A 20,358-nucleotide genomic window follows, 5' to 3' on the forward strand; every position below is an offset into this window, starting at 1 on the left:
CAGTATGAAGCGCCTACCGGCCTACCCCCACCAGAAAAGGTAACCTTATAGTCATGCAGTACATCTCCACTCGCGACACCACCCGCACCCCAGCCCACTTCACCGACATCCTCCTGGGAGGCCTAGCCCCCGACGGTGGCCTCTACCTCCCCGTCTCCTACCCCCAGATCAACGATGCCACCCTCACCCGCTGGCGGGCCGTCCTCGCTACCGAAGGTTACCAGGGGCTCGCCGCCCAAATCCTGGCCCTCTACATTGATGACATCCCCCTAGAAGAACTCAAGGCCATTACCGCCCGCGCCTACTCCTACCCCAAATTCGCCTCCCCAGAGATCGTGCCGGTCACCGAGCTGGAACCCGGTATCCTCATCGGACACCTTTCAGAAGGCCCCACCGCCGCCTTCAAAGACATGGCCATGCAACTACTGGGCGAACTCTTCGAATACGAACTAGCTCGCCGCGGCCAAGACCTGAACATTGTAGGCGCAACCTCTGGCGACACCGGCTCATCCGCCGAATACGCCATGCGCGGCCGCGCCGGCATTAAGGTCTTCATGCTGACCCCCGCCGGGCGCATGACCCCCTTCCAACAAGCCCAAATGTTCGGCCTAGACGATGCCAACATCTTCAACATCGCCCTCGAGGGCGTATTCGACGACTGCCAGGATATCGTCAAAGCTATCTCCTCCGATGCCAGCTTCAAGGCCGAAAAACGCATCGGCGCCGTAAACTCCATCAACTGGGCCCGCCTCATGGCCCAGATCGTTTACTACGTTTCCTGCTGGATCCGCTCCACCGAAACCAACGACCAGAAGGTCTCCTTCTGCGTACCCACTGGCAACTTCGGTGACATCTGCGCCGGCCATATCGCCCGACAGATGGGCCTGCCCATTGACCGCCTGATCGTGGCAACCAATGAGAACGACGTCCTCGATGAATTCTTCCGCACCGGCAACTACCGTGTCCGTTCCTCGGCTAATACCTTTGAGACCTCCAGCCCCTCCATGGATATCTCGCGCGCTTCCAACTTCGAGCGCTTCATCTACGACCTGCTCGACCGCGACGCCGAGCGGGTGGGCGACCTCTTCGGCCGACAGGTCAAAGAGGGCGGTTTTACCCTGGCAGGGGACCCAGCCTTCACCGATGCCGCAGATAAGTTCGGCTTCGCATCGGGCCGCTCCATCCACGCTGACCGGGTGGCTACGATTCGTGATGCCCATGAGCGGCTGAACGTCCTGCTTGACCCTCACACAGCCGATGGTGTGAAGGTTGCCCGCGACTGGGCCGATAGGGTCGAAACTCCCATTATCTGCATGGAGACCGCGCTGCCGGTCAAGTTCGCTGAAACCATCAAGGAAGCAACCGGCTCCGAGCCCGCTATCCCTGAGCGCTTCGCGGGCATCATGGAGGCTGACCGCCACCTAATTGACCTACCCAATGATGTAGAGGCTGTTAAAGCTCTGATTGAGCGCAACGTCTAAGACTATGGGCAAGGGGCTTGTGGGGAGATTGGGCAAAGCTGTGCCTGCCAACCTCCCTGAACGCCAGACCCGAGCCAGTTGGCAGGCACAGCCTTGCCCTCTGCCCTGATAGCCAGGCCTAAGCTAGTTGGCAGGGGCACGCTTGCCCTCTGCCCTGAAAGCTAAGGCCAGGCCAGCTAAGGCATCAAGTCTCAACGCAGTGGCGGGGAACCGAACGGTTCCCCGCCCCTGTGTTTAATCCGGCGCGGATGTATTGAGTTCAGAGTGCCGACCGGATAGCATGCAGTTGTAGCGACATTGTAATGAATATGTATTAACTGCTGGAGGGCAAATGTCTACAACTACTATCTCGTTCCGTACAGACCGCGAAACCAAAGAAGAGGCTATGCGGCTCTTCAGTGAACTTGGCCTCGACATGAGTACAGCCCTGAATATGTTTCTTCGCCAGGCGCTCGTGGATAACGGAATACCGTTTACCCCGCGTCGCGAAAACCCTGCCAGCGCTCGCGCACGCTACGAAGCAGAAAATGGGCTGGGGGAGAAGTTCATAACCTTTGATGAGCTGACGGCAGATTTGACCCATGCTTCCTAGTATCACCTATACCCCTTAAATCAAGCCCGATGTTAAGGCCCTCTTCAAAAAGCATGACAAGGCAGAAAAGCTTGGTGCTCGTACTTACTGGCACCGGTAGCCATGACGATTTGTTCTAGTTAAAATTACCCGGGTGTAAAGCCTGTCAGAAGAAAACAGGCCCTGCTAGGGTTTGCCGTATGGAGGCACTCACCGACGAGCAGAAAAACCTGCTGGCCGCGCTCATCACTCAGGGTCTGCCGCTGGATACCGAAAGCCACAAGCCCAGCGCACAGGAACGGCAAGGGCTAATCCGCAGGCTGAACACAGCACAGGCCAAACAGAGCTGCGATTGCTCCACCTGCATCACCCTTACCCTGCACTACCCGGCAGACTCAGAAGCCACCTTGCTGGCTAGCCGGCCTGAAACACCGGCACCCCGCACTGTCTTAACCGCAACCACCCAGGACGGATCCGCCCTGCTTCTGGCCCATCTAGTGGGGCACTACCTGACCGACCTTGAAATAGCACCCATCGGTCAAAACACCGTCTGCCTACCCCGCCCGGAAGAACTCGTCTTCTTAGCAGCAGCACCGGGTAAAGGTGCAGAGGTTCCCACAGGGGCAGGCCAGCCGGCCAATATATGAAACCCAAAGCCAAAATATGGGCAAAGGGCACTGTGCAGGACTAGCCTTAAGAACATGACTGAAACTCCCTCCATCAACCTGGCAGTAATTCCCGGTGACGGTATCGGCCCCGAAGTAGTAGCCCAAGCCCAGCGCGTCCTGACCCGCGCCGCCGAACTTGACCAGATTGCTGTCACCGCCACCGAGTACCCCCTGGGTGCTGATCACTGGCTAGCAACCGGCGAAACCCTCTCAGAAGAGACCAAAGCAAAACTAGCAACCCACGACGCCATCCTCTTTGGTGCCGTCGGCGCAGACCCCCGCTCCACCCAAGTGCCTAGCGGCCTGATTGAGCGTGAAATCCTGCTCAACCTACGCTTCTCCTTTGACCACTACATCAACCTGCGTCCCTCACGCCTCTACCCCGGTGCAGTCTCCCCGCTAGCTAACCCCGGCCAAATCGACTTTGTGGTTGTGCGTGAAGGCACCGAAGGCCCCTACGCAGGTAACGGCGGTGTCCTGCGCGCCGGAACCCCCGAAGAAATCGCCACTGAAGTATCGCTCAACACCGCTCACGGTATCGAGCGCCTGATCCGCTACGCTTTTGAGCTGGCTAATACCCGCGACAAGAAGAAGCTGACCCTGATCCACAAGACCAACGTCCTGGTCAACGCAGGGGCCCTCTATACCCGCATCTTCAACCAGGTAGCCACCCAATACCCGCAGGTCACCACCGACTACCTGCACATTGACGCGGCCACCATCTTCCTAACCACCGACCCGGCACGGTTCGATGTCATCGTCACCGACAACCTCTTTGGCGACATTCTGACCGACCAGGCAGGCGCTATTAGCGGCGGTATCGGTTACGCGGCCTGCGGAAACATTAATGCCGACCGCACCTTCCCCTCCATGTTCGAGCCGGTCCACGGCTCCGCCCCCGACATCGCAGGGCTCAACACGGCTAACCCCACGGCAAGCATCCTGGCCGCCGCCATGCTCCTGCGTCACCTGGGCTACGAGGGCACCGCCGCCCGCATTGACCGCGCCGTAGAAGCAGACCTAGCCGCCAACCCCGGTGCAACCCGCGGTACTGACGAGATCGGTTCCGCAATTCTGGCCGCCCTGGATGCCTAAGCTCCTTGGTCCCTTCCGTCTCACCGGCGGGGGCCCACGTTAGGTAGAGCACAGAAACCACAGAGCTGATGTATTCTCATAAGGAAAAGGAAGATAAGGGCACACACCAAGCCAAAAGCTCAGGAGCCCGCCCCTGGCCAGCAAGGCTGTGCACTAGCACCCCCTAAAACGCCAGACCCGAGCCAGCTGGCGCACAGCCTTGCTTACCCGGGCTTAACATTTTGACAAGCTACAGTCCCATACACTGTGATTGAAGGACGAACATGACCCTGGAATTTTCTATTACCCGCAACCCCAACCCCGCCAGCGCTGAGCGCAGGGCAGAAATACTTGCCGACCCCGGTTTCGGCAACCATTTTACCGACCACATGGTCCGTATCGACTGGAAAGGCAGCCACGCCGACGGCGGTGAATGGTCCAAGGCCCAGGTGTTGCCCTACGGGCCTGTCAGCCTTGACCCGGCGGCCAGTGTCTTCCACTACGGGCAGGAAATTTTTGAGGGCATCAAGGCCTACCGCCAGGCTGACGGCTCCATCACCACCTTCCGCCCCCAGGAGAACGCCGCCCGGCTGAACAAGTCGGCAGACCGACTGGTTCTGCCCCATCTGCCCGAGGAACTGTTCCTGGAGGCAATCCGCCAGTTGGTTACCATCGACGCTGACTGGGTGCCCTCCGGTGAAGGGGAATCCCTCTACCTGCGCCCCTTCATGATCGCCACAGAGGCTTTTCTGGGGATCCGCCCTGCCCGTGAAGTTTCCTTCTATGTGATTGCCTCACCCGCCGGTAACTACTTTGGCACGCCCAAGCCCGTTGATATTTGGCTATCTACCACCTACGCCCGCGCCGGTGTGGGCGGTACCGGCGAAGCCAAGTGCGGCGGCAACTACGCCGCCTCACTTGCCGCCCAGTTGGAAGGCGAAGCCCAGGGCTGTAAGCAGGTCATTTTCAAGGACCCCAACCGCGATGATGCCATTGAGGAACTGGGTGGCATGAACGTCTTCTTTGTCTTCAAGGACGGGCGTATTGCCACCCCTGAGCTAACCGGCACTATTTTGCGCGGTGTTACCCGCAAATCCATCATCAAGCTGGCCCAGGACAGGGGATACACCCTTGAAGAGCGCAAAATTACTCTGTCTGAATGGCGCCAGGGCGTAGCCAGCGGTGAGATTACCGAGGTCTTTGCTTGCGGTACCGCCGCTGTGATTACTCCCGTGGGTAAGCTCAAGGCCGCTGATTTTGAGGTCCCCTCAGCCTCCGGTGCTGAGGGCGGGCCCGTGACCATGGGCTTGCGTCAAGAACTAGTCGGTATTCAGACCGGCAAGGTTGAGGACCGCTTGGGCTGGAACGTCACACTGGTCTAAGAATCACTGGGCCTTGAGCCTGTAGCTTAGCTCCGGTCGATGCTGTACCAGAAAGGCTCAGCTCAAGAACTGTGCCCGCCTTTCCTGCTAGTGCAGGGGAGGCGGGTATCTATCTTTAGGCGGTTTTAGGGCAAATCTAAGGTCCGGGTGAGGTCCAGCTGTTGGCAGAAATAATCGTCATGGCTGACCACCAGCAAGGCACCTCTGTAACTAGCTAAGGCAGATACCAGCCAGTTCACCGAAGCTATATCCAGGTTGTTGGTTGGCTCATCGAGAAGGAGAAGTTGAGGGGCCGGGGTTGCAAGAAGCTGGCGGGCAAGAGCCACCCGGAAGCGTTCACCGCCGGAGAGACCCTCTAGCGGGAGTTCCACACGGTCTCGGCGGAAAAGCAGGCGGGCGAGGCTATCGCGTACTTCTTGGGTGGTGAGCTGGGGGTCAGCCTGCCACACATAGTCAAGCATGGTGGTATCCGCTGGTAAATCAATCACTTGGGGCAGGTAGCTGACCGCTTGTAGGCAATAGGTGACACTGTAAATGCTGGGGAGAGCGTTAGCTACCTGGTCTTTATACTCAGTAGATCCTGCCTGCGCTATAGCCCTGAGTAGGGTGGTCTTGCCAGAGCCGTTAGGCCCAGCCAGCCGTAGGCGTTCTGGCCCTTGCAGGGCAAGATAGCGTGGCTGGTCAGATGGCATACTGATGCCGGGGTTCACAATTTCCAGCTCAAGAACCCGCTTCCCTGGTGGTAGGGAAGTGCCGGGCAAATCGAGATAGACGGATTCGTCCTTGCGTAGGGCGTCCGCAGTTTTCTGCTTGGTGGCCTGGGCTATTTGCAGGCGTTCCTGGTGAGTTTTGCGGAGCTTGGCAGCAGACACCTGCGCCGTTGAAGCGGCCAGGCCCATTTCCATGGCTGATGCCTTCTTGCGTGCCTTAAAGGTTTGAGCTCGCCGATGAGAATGCGCCAGCTTTGTCTCAGCCTCAATACGGTCACGTTTCTCTTTACGTTCGACCTGCTGAGCCTGTCTATAGTGACGGCGGACGGCTTCTTGCTCTTGGGCAATGGCCTGCCGATAGACAGCATAGTTACCGGTAAAGGAGCGCATATTGCCTGCCCTCAGTTCGAGGATAGCCTGGACGCGCGATAGCAGTTCCCGGTCGTGAGTAACAATGAGGGCGGGGCAGGGAAGGCGCTCTAGGAGCTGGTAGAAGCGTTCCTTTGCTTGGCCGTCGAGGTTGTTAGTGGGTTCATCCAGTAAGAGGAAGCTGGGGGAGCCAGAGAGTGCCCCGGCTAGGGCGGCGGTGACTGCCTGCCCGCCGGACAGAGTGCCTACCCTTCGCCGGAGGAACTGACGACAGTCGGCTGGTTCTACCGTGTTTGCTGGGGAGAAACCTGCGGCGGTGAGCTGGGCTAGGGCATGTTCGGCGGCGTCCCAGTGATCACCGATGGTGTCCAGGAGGGTGGGGGAGTAGTTGCCTGATTCTAACTCGTCGAGGGCATCGAGGATAGTGCTGATACCGAAGAGGTCAGCCAGGGTTTGCTTTGCAGATAGCCCTAAATCTTGGGGTAGATAGGCGGTGCTGGAAGGGGTCCTGATGCTCCCGGAAGTGGGGGTCAGCTGCCCTGCAAGTATTTTGAGCAGGGTTGACTTGCCGCTACCGTTATCACCAATGAGGGCGGTGATGGGGGCTGTGACTGTACCTGTGATGTTGGTGAGGCAGGGTGTGCCGTCGGGCCAGGTGTGGGTGAGGTGGGTGAAGCTGATGGCTGTGGGTACGGAAGGGGGGTATGCGGGCACGGTGGATAGTCCTCAGTTCTCAGGGGGGGTGCTGAAAACCGGTGCCGGGTGCGGGCAGAGTGGTTTCAGCCTGGGCTAGAGAGCTGCTGAAAAATCCACTGATGTGCCTTCCGTAGACAGTAATTCCGAGAGCTAGTTTATGGTTGGGCGTAGAAACCCGTCAAAAGAGTTTTTGTATGGTTGTAGGGAGGAGGCTTGGCATACTTAAGTTTAAGTGAATTGTGCGTGCGAGAAGGGCTATGAGCAGGTGGGTAAGCAACAGCAGGAGAGGAGCGGGCAAGTGGGCAACTCGGTAGAGAGCTGGCTTAAAATGGGGTTCTGGGTAGCTGGCACAATAATTTATGGGTGGTTATTTACTGGGTTATTGAATAAACGTGATTATCCCAATCTGACTTTTAGCAGTGCTTTGGGTCTGTTAGATTTGGGCCCGGCTCTGCTGGGTGGCTTAACGGTTACGGGTCTAGCCTGGTTATTCAGAAGAAAGAATACCGTAAACAGCGGTTCCAACAGGCTGTTCCGTATTGTGGTGGCGGTTCTTCCGGCTCTTTTTGTGGTCTCTGCGTTGGCTACTTTGGTGTTAACTCTTACTACCTATAACGGTGATTGGGTGGATGCCCGGCAGGGCCTTGCGACCGCTTTTGCGGCTTTGATTGCTGCGGTGGGTGTTGTGGTGTCTGTTACAGTTAGCTACCAGACGGGCGAGGAAAACAGGCTTGCCCAGCAGGAGAACCTGAGGCGGCAGCTCGAACATCAGCGGGAGATTGAGGACGAGCGCGCCCAGCGGGAGCAGAATAAGCAGGACGCTGAAATTATTAAGTCGCTCAATGACCGCCTGCATGAGATTCTGTCGCGTCGCTACAGCAAAGATGAGAACGAGCGGTCAGCAAGCTATTTTCAGCTAGCAACCCTCTACCAGGATTGGGAAACTCTGGCGGCTTCATCGGAAGTTGTGAAAAGGCAGAAAAATAGCCAGCAGAGAAATATCCTGAAAATTCTTTTTGGTGTTCCCCGAAAGGATGAAGGGGATCTCATTGATGATAGAACAGAACAAGAGGTAAGAACTCTTAACTCGGTTATTCAGGATATCTTTCCCGAGTTTGATGAAAATCCGGAAAATAGAACCAATGACAATTCTGAGAATGAACTGGATAGAGAGAAATTTTCTTTTGATCTCGGTAATTTAGACCTTAGAAAGCTATCCTTTTCATGGCGGAATCTCGAGCATGCAAACCTGGAGGGCGCTCATATGGAAGGTTCTACGTTAGTTGGTACTTATTTGGTGAATGCCAATCTTACTAATGCTCATTTGGAGCGCACAACCTTTTGGTGCACATATCTAGAAAGCGCTGACCTGACAGCTGCTTGCCTAGATGGAGCTACGTTAGGCGGGGATACATACTTACAGAAAGCTAATCTGCGCTATGTGAAATTTGATGGAACTAATTTCAGTGGGGCGCGTTTAGATGGGGCTCGCTTCATTAGTTTCTTTGAAGGATTTAAACTTGGGAAAATAGAAGTGTTTGACCTCATTGCTTGCAGGATAGCATCTTGTAAAGAATTACCTAACCGTGAGGAGCTTCTAAAGAGTGATCTTCCTGGACAGTTGGTAGACAAAGTTATTACGGAGCACAGGCGTCGCCGCGCGGCTCAGGGCAATGCGGCCTTGGAATCATAATATCCGGGACTAACTCCCTGTTGTCTCCAAGAGAAAGGTCGGTCGCTGACGGCTTGCGATTCACATTCTCGGTGCTAATCTCCCATCAGGCACAGCGGGTAGGCAAGCTCGATGGGGGGCTGGCGTGAATCGCCGAGTTAGCGCCAGCGAACCGGGCGAGAAGGGCCCTTGCCGTAGCTGTGTCTGCTGAGCGACTAGCAACCCTATAACCAAATAAAGGTTGCCTACTTGTTTACCTAACCGCCCCTGCCCTGCGCGCAGGGCAGGCGAGTCCGGTAGGCTAGTAGCCATGCGCATTGCTCGATTTACCGTAGACGATAACCTTCACTTTGGCCTGGTTGAGGGTGAGCCCGGCTCTGAAACCCTCACCGTGCTTTCCGGCGACCCTTTCTACACCGGGGTCAACCCCACCGGTAAGAAGTACGACCTGGTGGACGTCCGCCTGCTGGCCCCCATCATTCCCCGCTCCAAGGTTATAGGGGCCGCCCGCAACTGGCGCGACCACGCCAGCGAGCTGGGCAACCAAACCCCCACCAGCCCGCAGTTCTTCTTCAAACCCAACACCTCCGTGATCGGCCCCGGCGATCCTATCGCCCTGCCCGACTGGTCCTCCGACGTGTCCTACGAGGGCGAACTGGCCGTTGTCATCGGCCGTATCGCCAAGTCCGTGCCGCTAGAGCGCGTACCCGAGGTCATCTACGGCTACACCGTAGCCAACGACCTGACCGCCCGCGACGCCCAGAACACCGATGTACAGTGGGCCCGCGCCAAGGGCTTTGACGGCTCCTGCCCGATCGGGCCCTGGATCGAAACCGACCTGGACACCGACGACCTAGCCATTCAGACCTGGGTGGACGGCGACCTTAAACAGGACGGCACTACCGCCGACATGGTTTTCTCCGTAGCCGAGCTCGTAGCCGCCGCCAGCGAATACTTCACCCTGCTACCCGGTGACGTCATCCTCACCGGCACCCCCGCAGGAGTAGGGCGCCTGAGCGCAGGCAACCAGGTGGAAATTGAGGTCGAAGGCATCGGCTCCCTGATCAACACCGTCCGCGCCGACTAAAAAATTTTCCTAGAACCCACAACGAAAGAGATGTGACCCCACCCATGACTGATTACGCCCTCAAGCTGTCAGACCCCAGCGAAACCCGCGTGCGTTTCTGCCCCTCGCCCACCGGCACCCCCCACGTGGGCATGGTCCGCACTGCCCTCTTCAACTGGGCCTACGCCAAGCACACCGGCGGCAAGCTCATCTTCCGTATTGAAGACACCGACGCCGCTCGTGACTCCGAAGAGTCCTTCAACCAGGTCCTCGAATCCCTGCAGTGGCTGGGTATCCACTGGGACGAGGGTGTAGGTGTGGGCGGCCCCCACGAGCCCTACCGCCAGTCACAGCGCATGGACATCTACGCCCAGGTCATTGACAAGCTCAAGGCCGGCGGCTTCGTTTACGAAGATTTCTCCACCCCCGAAGAGGTGGAGGAGCGCCACCGCGCCAAGGGCGAAGACCCCAAGCTGGGCTACGACAACTTTGACCGCGACCTGACCGAAGAGCAGAAGGCCGCCTACCGTGCCGAGGGCCGCACCCCCGTTTTGCGCCTGCGCATGCCCGATGAAGACATCACCTTCAAGGACCTGGTGCGCGGCGAAATCACCTTCAAGGCCGGTTCCGTTCCCGACTTCGTTGTGGTGCGCGCTAACGGTCGCCCCCTCTACACCCTGGTCAACCCGGTAGACGATGCCCTCATGGGTATCACCCACGTTTTGCGTGGCGAAGATCTGCTGTCCTCCACCCCCCGCCAGATTGCCCTCTACCGGGCGCTGGTCCAGGTAGGTGTCACCAGTTTCATCCCTGAGTTCGGCCACCTGCCCTACGTCATGGGCCAAGGTAACAAGAAGCTCTCCAAGCGCGACCCCGAGTCCAGCCTCTACAACCTGCTCGATGCTGGCTTCATCAAGGAGGGCCTGCTTAACTACCTGTCCCTGCTGGGCTGGTCACTGTCCCATGACGAAGATATCTTCAGCATGGACACCATGGTTGAGCACTTTGACGTCAAGGACGTGCTGGCTAACCCTGCCCGCTTTGACCTCAAAAAGGCAGAAGCTATCAACGGCACCCACATTCGCCTGCTAGAGGCGGAGGACTTCCGCAACCGCCTGGTTCCCTTCCTGCACAAGGACGGCCTGGTCACCGCCAAGAGCTTTGAGGAGCTGACTGAGCGCGAGCAGGCTACCCTGACCCAAGCCGCCCCGCTGGTTCAGGAGCGTATGCAGTTGCTGGGGGAGACCGCCGGCCTGCTGGGCTTCCTCTTCACAAAGGACCAAGAGATTGAGGTCGCTGAGGACGCCGCCAAACAGCTCAAAGAGTCAGCACCCGCTGTGCTCCAAGCCGCTCTCACAGCTCTTGAACCCCTGGAGACCTTCACCGCCCAGGCTATTGAGGAAGCCCTGCGTAGCGCCATCGTGGAGGGCCTAGAGATTAAGCCCCGCCTGGCTTTTGGCCCCGTGCGTACCGCTGTCAGCGGTGCCCGCATCTCACCGCCGCTCTTTGAGTCCATGGAGATTCTAGGGAAGGAGTCCTCGCTGGCTCGCCTCAAGAAACTGCACCAGGAGCTTGCCGCCTAAGCCGGCGATACTCTAAACCAAGAACCTGCCTGACCCCAGCTCTGGGGAGGGGCAGGTTCTTTAGCTTTTTTGGTGCACCCCCAAAAAATTTTTTGAAGGGAATTTTTGGCCCCAAAAACCGCGAAAAACCGGGGAACTTTGGGATTCTGTGCGCCCTGAAAGAAGGCCTTGTGATGTAGGTCTACCCTTTTCAAGTTGCACGCCCCTTGGGGGTCGTATAAAGTTATAACTCGTTGCGGCGATGACTTCCTCAAGGAAATCAGCTAAGCAATACCAATGGGATATGGTGTAATTGGCAACACTACGGTTTCTGGTACCGTCATTCTAGGTTCGAGTCCTGGTATCCCAGCGAACATCTTGTTTCAAGATGTTACGGCCCCATCGTATAGCGGCCTAGTACTCCGCCCTCTCACGGCGGCAACACCGGTTCAAATCCGGTTGGGGTCACAGGCTAAAGATTCCTCCACCTAATGTTTAGGTGGGGGAATTTTTTTGTTCCCGCTGTTGGCTGTGTGCTAAGGTCCCGCTGTGGCTGAAACTACAGTATCTCAAGTTGCGTACTAGCGGGGTGGCCTATATAGTTTTATCTGTTGCCACAAAGGTAGCAGCTCTTTTTTGAGAGCAAGGGCCCCATCGTATAGCGGCCTAGTACTCCGCCCTCTCACGGCGGCAACACCGGTTCAAATCCGGTTGGGGTCACAGGCTAAAGATTCCTCCACCTAAAGTTTAGGTGGGGGAATTTTTTGTACCCTGTGCTGACCGGTAGGCACCAGCGGCAAGATAGGTGGCGACAGTTCCACTGATAGGGCAGCTCCGGCGCTAGGAACATGCCAGAATAGGGAGTGTGTACAACCAAACTATTCTTAATACTCTGGCCTCCGTGCGAGAAGCCCGCAACACCCTCGCGGCAGCTTCTTTCCCGCTGAACACAGGATCGGCTGAACAAGCTCAGCAAGAAGCCAAAACCGCAGTCACCCAGCTCGACGACTACATCTTGCCTAAGCTCTCCACACTGGATGCTCCCCTGACCCTGGTTGTTGGTGGCTCCACCGGAGCCGGCAAATCAACCCTGGTTAACACGCTCATCGGTGAGCCTGTAACCCGTTCCGGGGCTATCCGCCCCACTACCCGCCAGCCCGTGCTGCTCTATAGGCCCGAGGACGTCGCCGCCTTTACCCCTGAGCGGATTCTTCCGCATCTGGTACGCCTTCCGGTTGAACCCGGCCAGGCCCTACCGGGGGCCAACCCCCACAGCGGCCAAGACGAGCTGGTGACTGTCCCGGTCGATTCCCTGCCCAAGGGCATTGCACTGATTGATGCCCCCGACTTTGACTCGGTGAGCGAGGAGAACCGCCGTCTCGCCCAGCAACTGCTACGAGCCGCTGACCTCTGGCTCTTTGTCACCACCGCTAACCGCTACGCAGATGCCCTGCCCTGGGAGATCCTGCGACAGGCGGCTACCCGAGATATCACCATTGCCGTGGTACTCAACCGTGTGCCCGAGGGCAGCGAGGACGAGATCGAAGCAGATTTGAGCCGAATGCTGGCCGAAGCCGGTATCACCCCTGCCCTGATTCACTCTGTGACCGAGCAGGAACGTGATGAGCGCGGCCTGCTTCCCAGCGTGGCCCTGCTCCCCTTGATTTTCTGGTTACGTTCACTGGGCGCCGACACCGATGCCCGTGGTGATATCGCCCGCCGTACCCTGGAGGGGGCTGTGCGTTCTCTAGCCCGGCAGGCAAGCGATCTAGCTCAGGCCGCGCAAGACCAACAAGCCGCAGAAAACCGTCTGCGGGCCGACGCTACCAGCGCTTTCGCACGCGCCCTGACCAACCTGAACGAAAGCACGCAGGACGGCCAGATGCTCCGAGGCGAAGTACTGGGGCGCTGGCAAGACTTTGTGGGTACCGGAGAATTCTTCCGCCAGGTAGAAACAACCGTGGGCAAGGTGCGCGACCGTATCGCAGGCTTTTTCAGGGGAACCCCGCCCACACAGGCTGTTGAGGTAGAACAGGCCCTTGAAGTCAGCCTGCACTCGGTCATTATGGAAGAGGCAGCTACAGCCGCCGAAACCGTCCAGCGCCGCTGGCTCGAAGACCGTGCAGGCCGTGCGCTGCTGGCTGGGGAGGACCTCGCCAAGCTGGACGATAGCTTCTCCGAAGACGTGGCCGAAAGCATCCGTGCCTGGCAACAAGATGTCATGGACATCATCTCTGCCGAGGGTGCAGGCAAACGCCAAAAGGCCCGCTTCATGTCCCTGGGCGTGAACGTAACGGCCGTGATTTTGATGGTCGCGGTCTTCTCAATGACCGGTGGACTGACCGGCGTTGAAGTCGGTATTGCCGGTGGCTCCGGTGTGATTGGCCAAAAGCTCCTTGAAGCTATCTTTGGCGAGGACGCTGTGCGCCGCATGGCAACCGGTGCCCGCACCCGGCTCGAAGAGCGCATTGGCGAGCTACTTGAAACCCAGCAGGCCCGCTTTATCGACCGCCTTGAATCTGTTACCGGGCAGGGGAGCGAGGACCAGGCCCGCCCCACTGCCAGCGACCTAGAAGCTGTTGCCACCACCTTGAACACCGCAAGCACCCAGCTAGCGGCCAGTGTTCAGCTACCTGCCGCTTCTGAAACAACCACCGAGAGCTAAAACCGTGACACCAACTTCTACCAGCAAGGCAGAGCCTGCCACCACAGCACTGGCCACCACCGTGGATGCCCTCACCACCGCCCTCGACTTAGGCCAAGGCCGCCTAGACCCCGAAATCCTGGCAAAGGGCCGCCTGGTCCTGGAGCGGGTTGCTACTCGCCGCGAACTCTCAGCAGAACACACCGTGATTGGTTTCTTCGGGGCTACCGGTTCCGGTAAATCAACCCTGTTTAATGCGGTGGTTGGCAAAGAGATCGCCAAGTCCGCCGCCCGCCGGCCCACCACATCGACCGCCCAGGCCGCCGTCTGGGGTAAAGAGGGCGTTGAACCCCTCCTGGACTGGCTGGGCGTAAGCAACCGAACCTACATGGACGAGGACCCAGCCCAAGCGGCAGAAGCCCTCAACCGGGCCGATGTGCCGGTCACCGTGGGCATGTGGAACAAAATCCGTACATCGGTGGGTGCCGGTAAAACAGAAGAAGCCACCGGCGGTCTAGTCCTGCTTGACCTGCCCGACTTCGACTCGGTGGAGGCCTCCAACCGGAAAATCGTGGAGAAAATGGCGCAGTGCGTGGACGTTCTGGTCTGGGTCATGGACCCCCAGAAATACGCTGACGCCGTGATTCACCAGGACTTCATCCAGCCCCTAGCCGCCCACGGCGCTGTAACCTTGGCTGTGCTCAACCAGGTAGATCGCCTGGATGAGGCTGAACTGCCTGCCGTGCTGGACTCCCTCAAACTGCTTCTGGCCAAGGACGGGCTCACCAGCACCCTGCTGGCTGACCCCCTGGGTGTTTCAGCCCGCACCGGCCATAACATTCCACGTCTGCGGGAGATCTTGGGGCAGGTCGCTGTCGCCAAAAATGCCGCTGTGGCCCGTATCGAGGCAGACCTGGCCGGGGTTCGCTCAGAACTTGCTACCCAGGACGGGCAGGGGGAACCGGCAGGCATCACCGCCCCCGCTATGACCCAGCTTGAAGAGGGCTTCTACCGGGCCTCCGGCGCTGAAGGCTTGGTCAAAGCGGCCTCCGATTCATATAAGCTCCACGCCGCCGAGAAAACCGGCTGGATCGCCACCCGGTGGGTCCTCAAGAATAAACGGGACCCCCTCAAACGCCTGGGCCTGCACAAAGAACACGATGGGGCACCCATCAGCAAGTCCTCACTGCCTCCGCTCGGTGCGCCCCAGAAGGCGGCGCTGAGCACCAGCCTGCGCACCTTTGCAGGTCAGGCATCCGAGGGCCTGGCAGAACCCTGGAGCCACTCCATCCGGTCAGCCGCCCGAACTTACGAAGAACACCTACCCCGCGAAATTGAACGGGCGGCCGCCAGCGTCCACTACGAGGCAACCAAAAAACGCTGGTGGTGGCACCTGCTCAACATCTTGCAGTGGGTAGGGTTAGCAGCAGCTCTGCTTGGCCTGCTCTGGTTGACCGCGCTCGCCGCCGCAAGCTACTTCCAGCTTGTGCTACCAGACCCGCCAACGGTTGAGGGCTTCCCGCTACCTGTGCCCACCCTCCTGGTGGTTACGGGCCTCTTGGCCGGTATTCTGGTGGCTGCGCTGGGTCGAGCCATAGCTACTGTCGGCTATCGTATGTACGCCAAGGGTATTCGCCGTCAGCTTGAAGAAAATATGAGTGACGTAGCCTCACGCTGTGTCCTTGAACCCGTTCAAGAGGAACTGGATCGACTTGCCAACTACCGCAAGGCACTGGCCCAGGCCGGCAAGTAACTTTACGGTCTCACAGAAGAAGCCCCGGTACCCATATGGGTACCGGGGCTCTTTCTTGGTCTGAGAGCAGATGGCTAGCTCCGTAAGGCTTCTGATAGTGCGGCGGCCGCTTCACATACCACCTCAGCGTGCAGGCGGCCGGGTTGGCGGCTCAGGCGCTCAATCGGGCCGGAGATAGAGACGGCGGCAATCACCTTGCCGGAGGGGGAGCGAACCGGTGCGGAGACTGAGGCGGTACCGCGCTCGCGCTCACCCACGGACTGCGCCCAGCCCCTGCGGCGGACAGTTGCCAGCATGGTGGCAGAAAAACGAGCACTGTGCAGGCCCTCGACCAGGCGGGCGTGATCCTCCCAGGCGGTGAGTACCTGGGCGGCTGAACCTGCCTTCATAGAGAGCTGGGTGCCCACCGGAATGGTGTCGCGCAGGCCGATGGGCCGTTCAGCGGAGGCTACGCAGACCCGCCAATCACCCTGCCGACGGAAAATTTGTGAAGATTCACCCGTAGCATTACGCAGGTTGTTGAGGACGGGGCCAGCGGCAGCAATCAAACGATCTTCGCCAGCGGCACTTGAGAGTTCACTGAGACGGGGCCCCAACATAAACCGGCCCTGAACATCGCGGGCTACCAGCCTGTGGTGTGTGAGGGCAACAGCTAGACGGTGGGCGGTGGGGCGAGCCAGACCGGTAGCTTCAACAAGCTGGGAAAGGGTGGCGGGGCCAGCTTCAAGGCAGGCAAGAATGTGCGCGGCTTTATCAAGTACGCCGACGCCGGAGCTAGGCTTCTCTTGCATAGTGGGCAACTTTCGCAGATGGGCCGGTGCGTTGGCCCAGTGATTATGTGTGATGCGATCTTTCGGGGGTGAAAGATAATGGGTATATGGATTGTGTCTGAGTACTTTAATTTTGACTTCTCATATTCTGATATGCAAGTTCGTTTATTGGAAAGATGAGTGCGGTGCCGTCACACTTATTAACGCATCACAATATTTTTTGGAGGACTTGATGGCTGGTAGCACCGACCATACCCCGCTTACATTGGCTGAAAAAGTCTGGGAGGCGCACACCGTAGTGCCCGGTACAGACGGTAAGCCCGACTTGCTCTACATCGATCTGCACCTGGTTCACGAAGTAACCTCACCTCAGGCTTTCGAGGGGTTGCGTCTTGAGGGGCGTCCACTGCGTCGCCTGGACCTGACCATTGCAACCGAGGACCACAACACCCCCACTGAGAATATTTTCTCGACGATTGCAGATCTCACCTCACGCACCCAGATTGAGACCCTGCGTAAGAACGCTAAAGAATTCGGTGTACGTATCCATTCACTCGGTGATCAAGAACAGGGTATCGTTCACGTGGTTGGCCCCCAGCTGGGCCTGACCATGCCCGGTATGACCGTTGTCTGCGGTGACTCGCACACCTCAACCCACGGTGCTTTCGGTGCCTTGGCGTTTGGTATCGGCACCTCCGAGGTTGAGCACGTCATGGCAACCCAGACCCTGCCCCTGGCTCCTTTCAAGACCATGGCTATTAACGTAGAGGGCACCCTCAAGCCCGGTGTGACCGCTAAGGACATTATCCTGGCTGTTATTGCCGAAATCGGTACCGGTGGTGGCCAGGGCTACGTGCTGGAATACCGGGGCTCCGCCATCCGCTCCCTCTCTATGGAGGGGCGCATGACCATCTGCAACATGTCCATCGAGGCAGGTGCCCGCGCCGGTATGGTTGCACCTGATGAGACGACCTTTGAATACGTTAAAGGCCGCCCCCACGCACCTACCGGTGCCGACTGGGATGCCGCCCTTGAATACTGGAAGACCCTGCCCACCGACGAGGGTGCAACCTTTGATCATGAGGTTTTCATCAACGCAGATGAGCTAGAGCCTTTTGTCACTTGGGGCACCAACCCCGGCCAGGGTGTCCCCTTGTCCCAGGCTGTTCCCTTCCCCGAGGACTTTGCCGATGAGAACGAGCAGAAGGCCGCCGCTCGCGCCCTGGAATATATGGGCCTGACCGCTGGTACCCCCATGAAAGAGATCCCCGTTGATGTCGTCTTCCTGGGTTCCTGCACCAACTCCCGCATCGAGGACCTGCGTGCCGCCGCCGAAATCCTTAAGGGCAAGACCATGGCAGAGGGTGTTCGCATGATGGTTGTCCCCGGTTCCCACAGGGTTCGCACCCAGGCAGAAGCTGAGGGCCTGGACCAGATTTTCAAGGATTTTGGCGCAGACTGGCGCTTTGCCGGTTGTTCTATGTGCCTGGGCATGAACCCGGACCAGCTGGCATCGGGGGAGCGTTGCGCCTCAACCTCTAACCGTAACTTTGAAGGCCGCCAGGGCAAGGGCGGGCGCACCCACCTGGTCTCACCCCTGGTTGCTGCCGCTACCGCTATCCGCGGTACTCTCTCAGCTCCCGCTGACCTCTAGAGCGGAATAAGTCATCGAATTTGAGTACCCGGATAGCCGGGTAGAAACGGATTTTTCATGGAACCGATTAAAAAGCACACCGGAATTGGCGTGCCCCTGAGGGCCTCCAACGTCGATACCGACCAAATTATCCCCGCCGTCTACCTCAAGCGCGTCACCAAGACCGGCTTTGACGATGCCCTCTTTGCGGGCTGGCGCAAGGATGAGAACTTTGTTCTCAACCGGCAACCCTACAAGCAGGGTTCGGTGCTGGTTGCCGGCCCTGACTTCGGTACCGGATCATCACGAGAGCACGCCGTCTGGGCTTTGAAGGATTACGGCTTTCGCGTTGTTATCTCGGCTCGTTTTGCTGACATCTTCCGGGGTAACTCGGGCAAGCAGGGTTTGGTGGCTGCTCAGGTTGATCAGGACAACATTGAGCTGATCTGGAAGCAGCTTGAGACCGAGCCTGGTACTGAAGTGACGGTGGACCTGGAAGAGAAAACCGTCACCGTCGGCGCCTTGACCGTTCCTTTCCAGATTGACGACTACGTCCGCTGGCGCCTCATGGAAGGCCTCGATGACATCGGGCTAACCCTGCAACATGAAGAAGCTATTACAGCCTACGAGGCTAACCGCCCCGCCTGGTTACCGCGCACTCAGTAAAGCAAGGAATCAGTATAAGGCCACATCAGACCAGGGAGCCGGCAGAAAATAGGTAGGTGCCCTGGGCCCTTTAAAGGGGGGCGCTGGTGCACCATTATGGTGGAGAACACTGCCCCCAGTAGGCCCTACTCTGAACTCTGAGGTAAAGTTGTTAGGCAAGGTTTTATTCACCAATTTTTGCTTGATGCGTGAAATAATGCTGTGAAGGTGTCGGTCGCCTAGGCGGGCACCACAGATTTATCTATGCAACGCTTCAGGTTAAAAGGGGCGAGCCGAGTAGACTACTCGGAAGACAGAAAATTTACGATTGGATATACATGGTCAGCGCACTGCGTATTGAAGGTGGCACCCCTCTCAAGGGCGAGGTTAACGTCCGTGGTGCCAAGAACCTGGTCCCCAAGGCTATGGTTGCCGCTCTCTTGGGTTCAACCCCTTCGGTGTTGCGCAACGTCCCCGAAATTAAGGATGTCAAGGTCGTCACCGACCTAGTAGAACTCCACGGCGTTTCTGTGGACTACGATGTGGAGGCAGGCGAGCTCCGCATGGACCCCACCAAGGTCTCTGTCGCCAACCATACCGACATCGAAGTTCACGCCGGTGACTCCCGTATTCCAATCCTGCTCTGCGGTCCTCTGCTGCACACCATCGGTGAGGCTTTCATTCCTGACCTGGGTGGCTGTAAGATTGGCGACCGCCCCATCAACTACCACCTGCGTGTGCTTGAAAAGTTCGGCGCCAAGATTGAGAAACTGCCCACCGGTATCTCCATGAAGGCTCCCGCTGGCGGTCTACAGGGCGCTCAGATTCCCCTGGAATACCCCTCTGTGGGTGCTACCGAGCAGGTTCTTCTGGCAGCAACCCGCGCCAAGGGCAAGACCGAACTAACCGGCGCGGCTATTGAGCCAGAAATCATGGATCTGATTGCAATCCTTCAGAAGATGGGCGCAATCATCACTGTTGAGACCGACCGCCAGATCATCATCGAAGGTGTAGATGAGCTCACCGGCTTTAACCACGTAGCTATGCCTGACCGCAACGAATCAGCCTCCTGGGCCTCTGCAGCACTGGCAACAGGCGGCGATATATTTGTGCGCAACGCTAATCAGAAGGACCTGTCAACGTTCATCAACGTCTACCGCAAGCTTGGTGGTGGCCTGGACATTAGTGACGAAGGCATCCGCTTCTTCCACCAGGGCGAGGACCTGAATCCCTTATTCGTTGAAACCAACGTACACCCCGGCTTTATGACCGACTGGCAGCAGCCACTTGTTGTTGCCATGACCCAGGCTAAAGGCGTGAGCCTGGTCCACGAGACTGTCTACGAGAACCGCTTCGGTTTCACCGATGCCCTGGTCCGCATGGGCGCTACTATCCAGCTCCACAAGGACTGTTTAGGCCCCACCCCCTGCCGTTTTGGCCACCAGAACTTCAAGCACTCAGCTGTCATTACCGGCAAGACACCCCTGCGTGGTACAGATATTAACGTGCCCGACCTGCGCGGTGGTTTCTCCCACGTGATCGCGGCGCTGACTGCTGAGGGTACATCTAACGTCACCGGCGTTACGGTTATTTCCCGTGGCTATGAGCACTTTGTAGATAAGCTCACCGCCCTGGGAGCTGACTTCGAGGTTACTGCCTAGT

At 58.2% G+C, this 20,358-nt stretch carries 15 protein-coding genes and 3 tRNA genes; 16 read left to right on the top strand and 2 right to left on the bottom strand.

Annotated features, from left to right (window positions below; genetic code table 11):
• Window positions 1-53: 53 nt before the first annotated feature.
• The 5 genes from thrC (at window position 54) to ACN085_RS00875 (ending at window position 5,176) form a co-directional block, all read left to right on the top strand.
• Window positions 54-1,481, top strand: coding sequence for a threonine synthase (gene thrC, locus ACN085_RS00855; RefSeq protein WP_419110290.1), 1,428 nt, complete (start codon window positions 54-56; stop codon window positions 1,479-1,481).
• Between the two features lie 331 nt (window positions 1,482-1,812).
• Window positions 1,813-2,073 (top strand): type II toxin-antitoxin system RelB/DinJ family antitoxin, encoded by a 261-nt coding sequence (locus tag ACN085_RS00860; RefSeq protein ID WP_419110291.1) that lies wholly within the window; start codon window positions 1,813-1,815, stop codon window positions 2,071-2,073.
• 179 nt (window positions 2,074-2,252) lie between these two features.
• A complete protein-coding gene (locus ACN085_RS00865; protein ID WP_419110292.1) occupies window positions 2,253-2,699 on the top strand; it encodes a hypothetical protein in 447 nt (148 codons plus the stop codon).
• Window positions 2,700-2,753: 54 nt separating this feature from the next.
• Window positions 2,754-3,815 (top strand): 3-isopropylmalate dehydrogenase, encoded by a 1,062-nt coding sequence (locus ACN085_RS00870; RefSeq protein WP_419110293.1) that lies wholly within the window; start codon window positions 2,754-2,756, stop codon window positions 3,813-3,815.
• Window positions 3,816-4,078: 263 nt separating this feature from the next.
• Window positions 4,079-5,176 (top strand): branched-chain amino acid aminotransferase, encoded by a 1,098-nt coding sequence (locus ACN085_RS00875; RefSeq protein ID WP_419110294.1) that lies wholly within the window; start codon window positions 4,079-4,081, stop codon window positions 5,174-5,176.
• 125 nt (window positions 5,177-5,301) lie between these two features.
• On the opposite strand, the gene ACN085_RS00880 is transcribed toward ACN085_RS00875, so the two are convergent.
• Window positions 5,302-6,969, bottom strand: a complete 1,668-nt coding sequence (locus tag ACN085_RS00880) for an ATP-binding cassette domain-containing protein (RefSeq protein ID WP_419110295.1) — start codon at window positions 6,967-6,969, stop codon at window positions 5,302-5,304.
• A gap of 247 nt (window positions 6,970-7,216) precedes the next feature.
• Here ACN085_RS00880 and ACN085_RS00885 point away from each other — a divergent pair, with 247 nt between their 5' ends.
• From ACN085_RS00885 to ACN085_RS00920, 8 genes are all read left to right on the top strand, one after another.
• A complete protein-coding gene (locus ACN085_RS00885) occupies window positions 7,217-8,644 on the top strand; it encodes a pentapeptide repeat-containing protein (RefSeq protein ID WP_419110296.1) in 1,428 nt (475 codons plus the stop codon).
• 289 nt (window positions 8,645-8,933) lie between these two features.
• Window positions 8,934-9,710, top strand: a complete 777-nt coding sequence (locus ACN085_RS00890; protein WP_419110297.1) for a fumarylacetoacetate hydrolase family protein — start codon at window positions 8,934-8,936, stop codon at window positions 9,708-9,710.
• A 44-nt stretch (window positions 9,711-9,754) separates the two neighbouring features.
• Window positions 9,755-11,272, top strand: a complete 1,518-nt coding sequence (gltX, locus tag ACN085_RS00895) for a glutamate--tRNA ligase (RefSeq protein ID WP_419110298.1) — start codon at window positions 9,755-9,757, stop codon at window positions 11,270-11,272.
• 277 nt (window positions 11,273-11,549) lie between these two features.
• Window positions 11,550-11,621: transfer RNA gene (locus tag ACN085_RS00900), tRNA-Gln, on the top strand.
• Between the two features lie 25 nt (window positions 11,622-11,646).
• A tRNA-Glu gene (locus ACN085_RS00905) sits at window positions 11,647-11,719 on the top strand.
• A gap of 179 nt (window positions 11,720-11,898) precedes the next feature.
• Window positions 11,899-11,971, top strand: a tRNA-Glu gene (locus ACN085_RS00910).
• A gap of 145 nt (window positions 11,972-12,116) precedes the next feature.
• Window positions 12,117-13,916 (top strand): GTPase, encoded by a 1,800-nt coding sequence (locus ACN085_RS00915; protein ID WP_419110299.1) that lies wholly within the window; start codon window positions 12,117-12,119, stop codon window positions 13,914-13,916.
• Window positions 13,917-13,920: 4 nt separating this feature from the next.
• Complete coding sequence (locus ACN085_RS00920; protein ID WP_419110300.1) at window positions 13,921-15,648, top strand: dynamin family protein; 1,728 nt, start codon at window positions 13,921-13,923, stop codon at window positions 15,646-15,648.
• A gap of 74 nt (window positions 15,649-15,722) precedes the next feature.
• Here the strand turns inward: ACN085_RS00920 and ACN085_RS00925 are convergent, their stop codons facing one another.
• Window positions 15,723-16,439, bottom strand: coding sequence for an IclR family transcriptional regulator (locus ACN085_RS00925; RefSeq protein WP_419110301.1), 717 nt, complete (start codon window positions 16,437-16,439; stop codon window positions 15,723-15,725).
• A gap of 211 nt (window positions 16,440-16,650) precedes the next feature.
• Between ACN085_RS00925 and leuC the strand changes: the two genes are divergently transcribed.
• The 3 genes from leuC (at window position 16,651) to murA (ending at window position 20,357) form a co-directional block, all read left to right on the top strand.
• Window positions 16,651-18,072, top strand: a complete 1,422-nt coding sequence (gene leuC, locus ACN085_RS00930) for a 3-isopropylmalate dehydratase large subunit (RefSeq protein ID WP_419110302.1) — start codon at window positions 16,651-16,653, stop codon at window positions 18,070-18,072.
• A gap of 57 nt (window positions 18,073-18,129) precedes the next feature.
• Entirely contained in the window at window positions 18,130-18,717 is a 588-nt protein-coding gene (leuD, locus tag ACN085_RS00935) for a 3-isopropylmalate dehydratase small subunit (protein WP_419099477.1), read from the top strand.
• Between the two features lie 317 nt (window positions 18,718-19,034).
• Window positions 19,035-20,357, top strand: coding sequence for a UDP-N-acetylglucosamine 1-carboxyvinyltransferase (gene murA, locus ACN085_RS00940; RefSeq protein ID WP_419110303.1), 1,323 nt, complete (start codon window positions 19,035-19,037; stop codon window positions 20,355-20,357).
• Window position 20,358 lies beyond the last annotated feature (1 nt).

The organism is Rothia sp. P4278, from assembly GCF_048512945.1.
In the GTDB taxonomy this organism is placed as follows: domain Bacteria; phylum Actinomycetota; class Actinomycetes; order Actinomycetales; family Micrococcaceae; genus Rothia.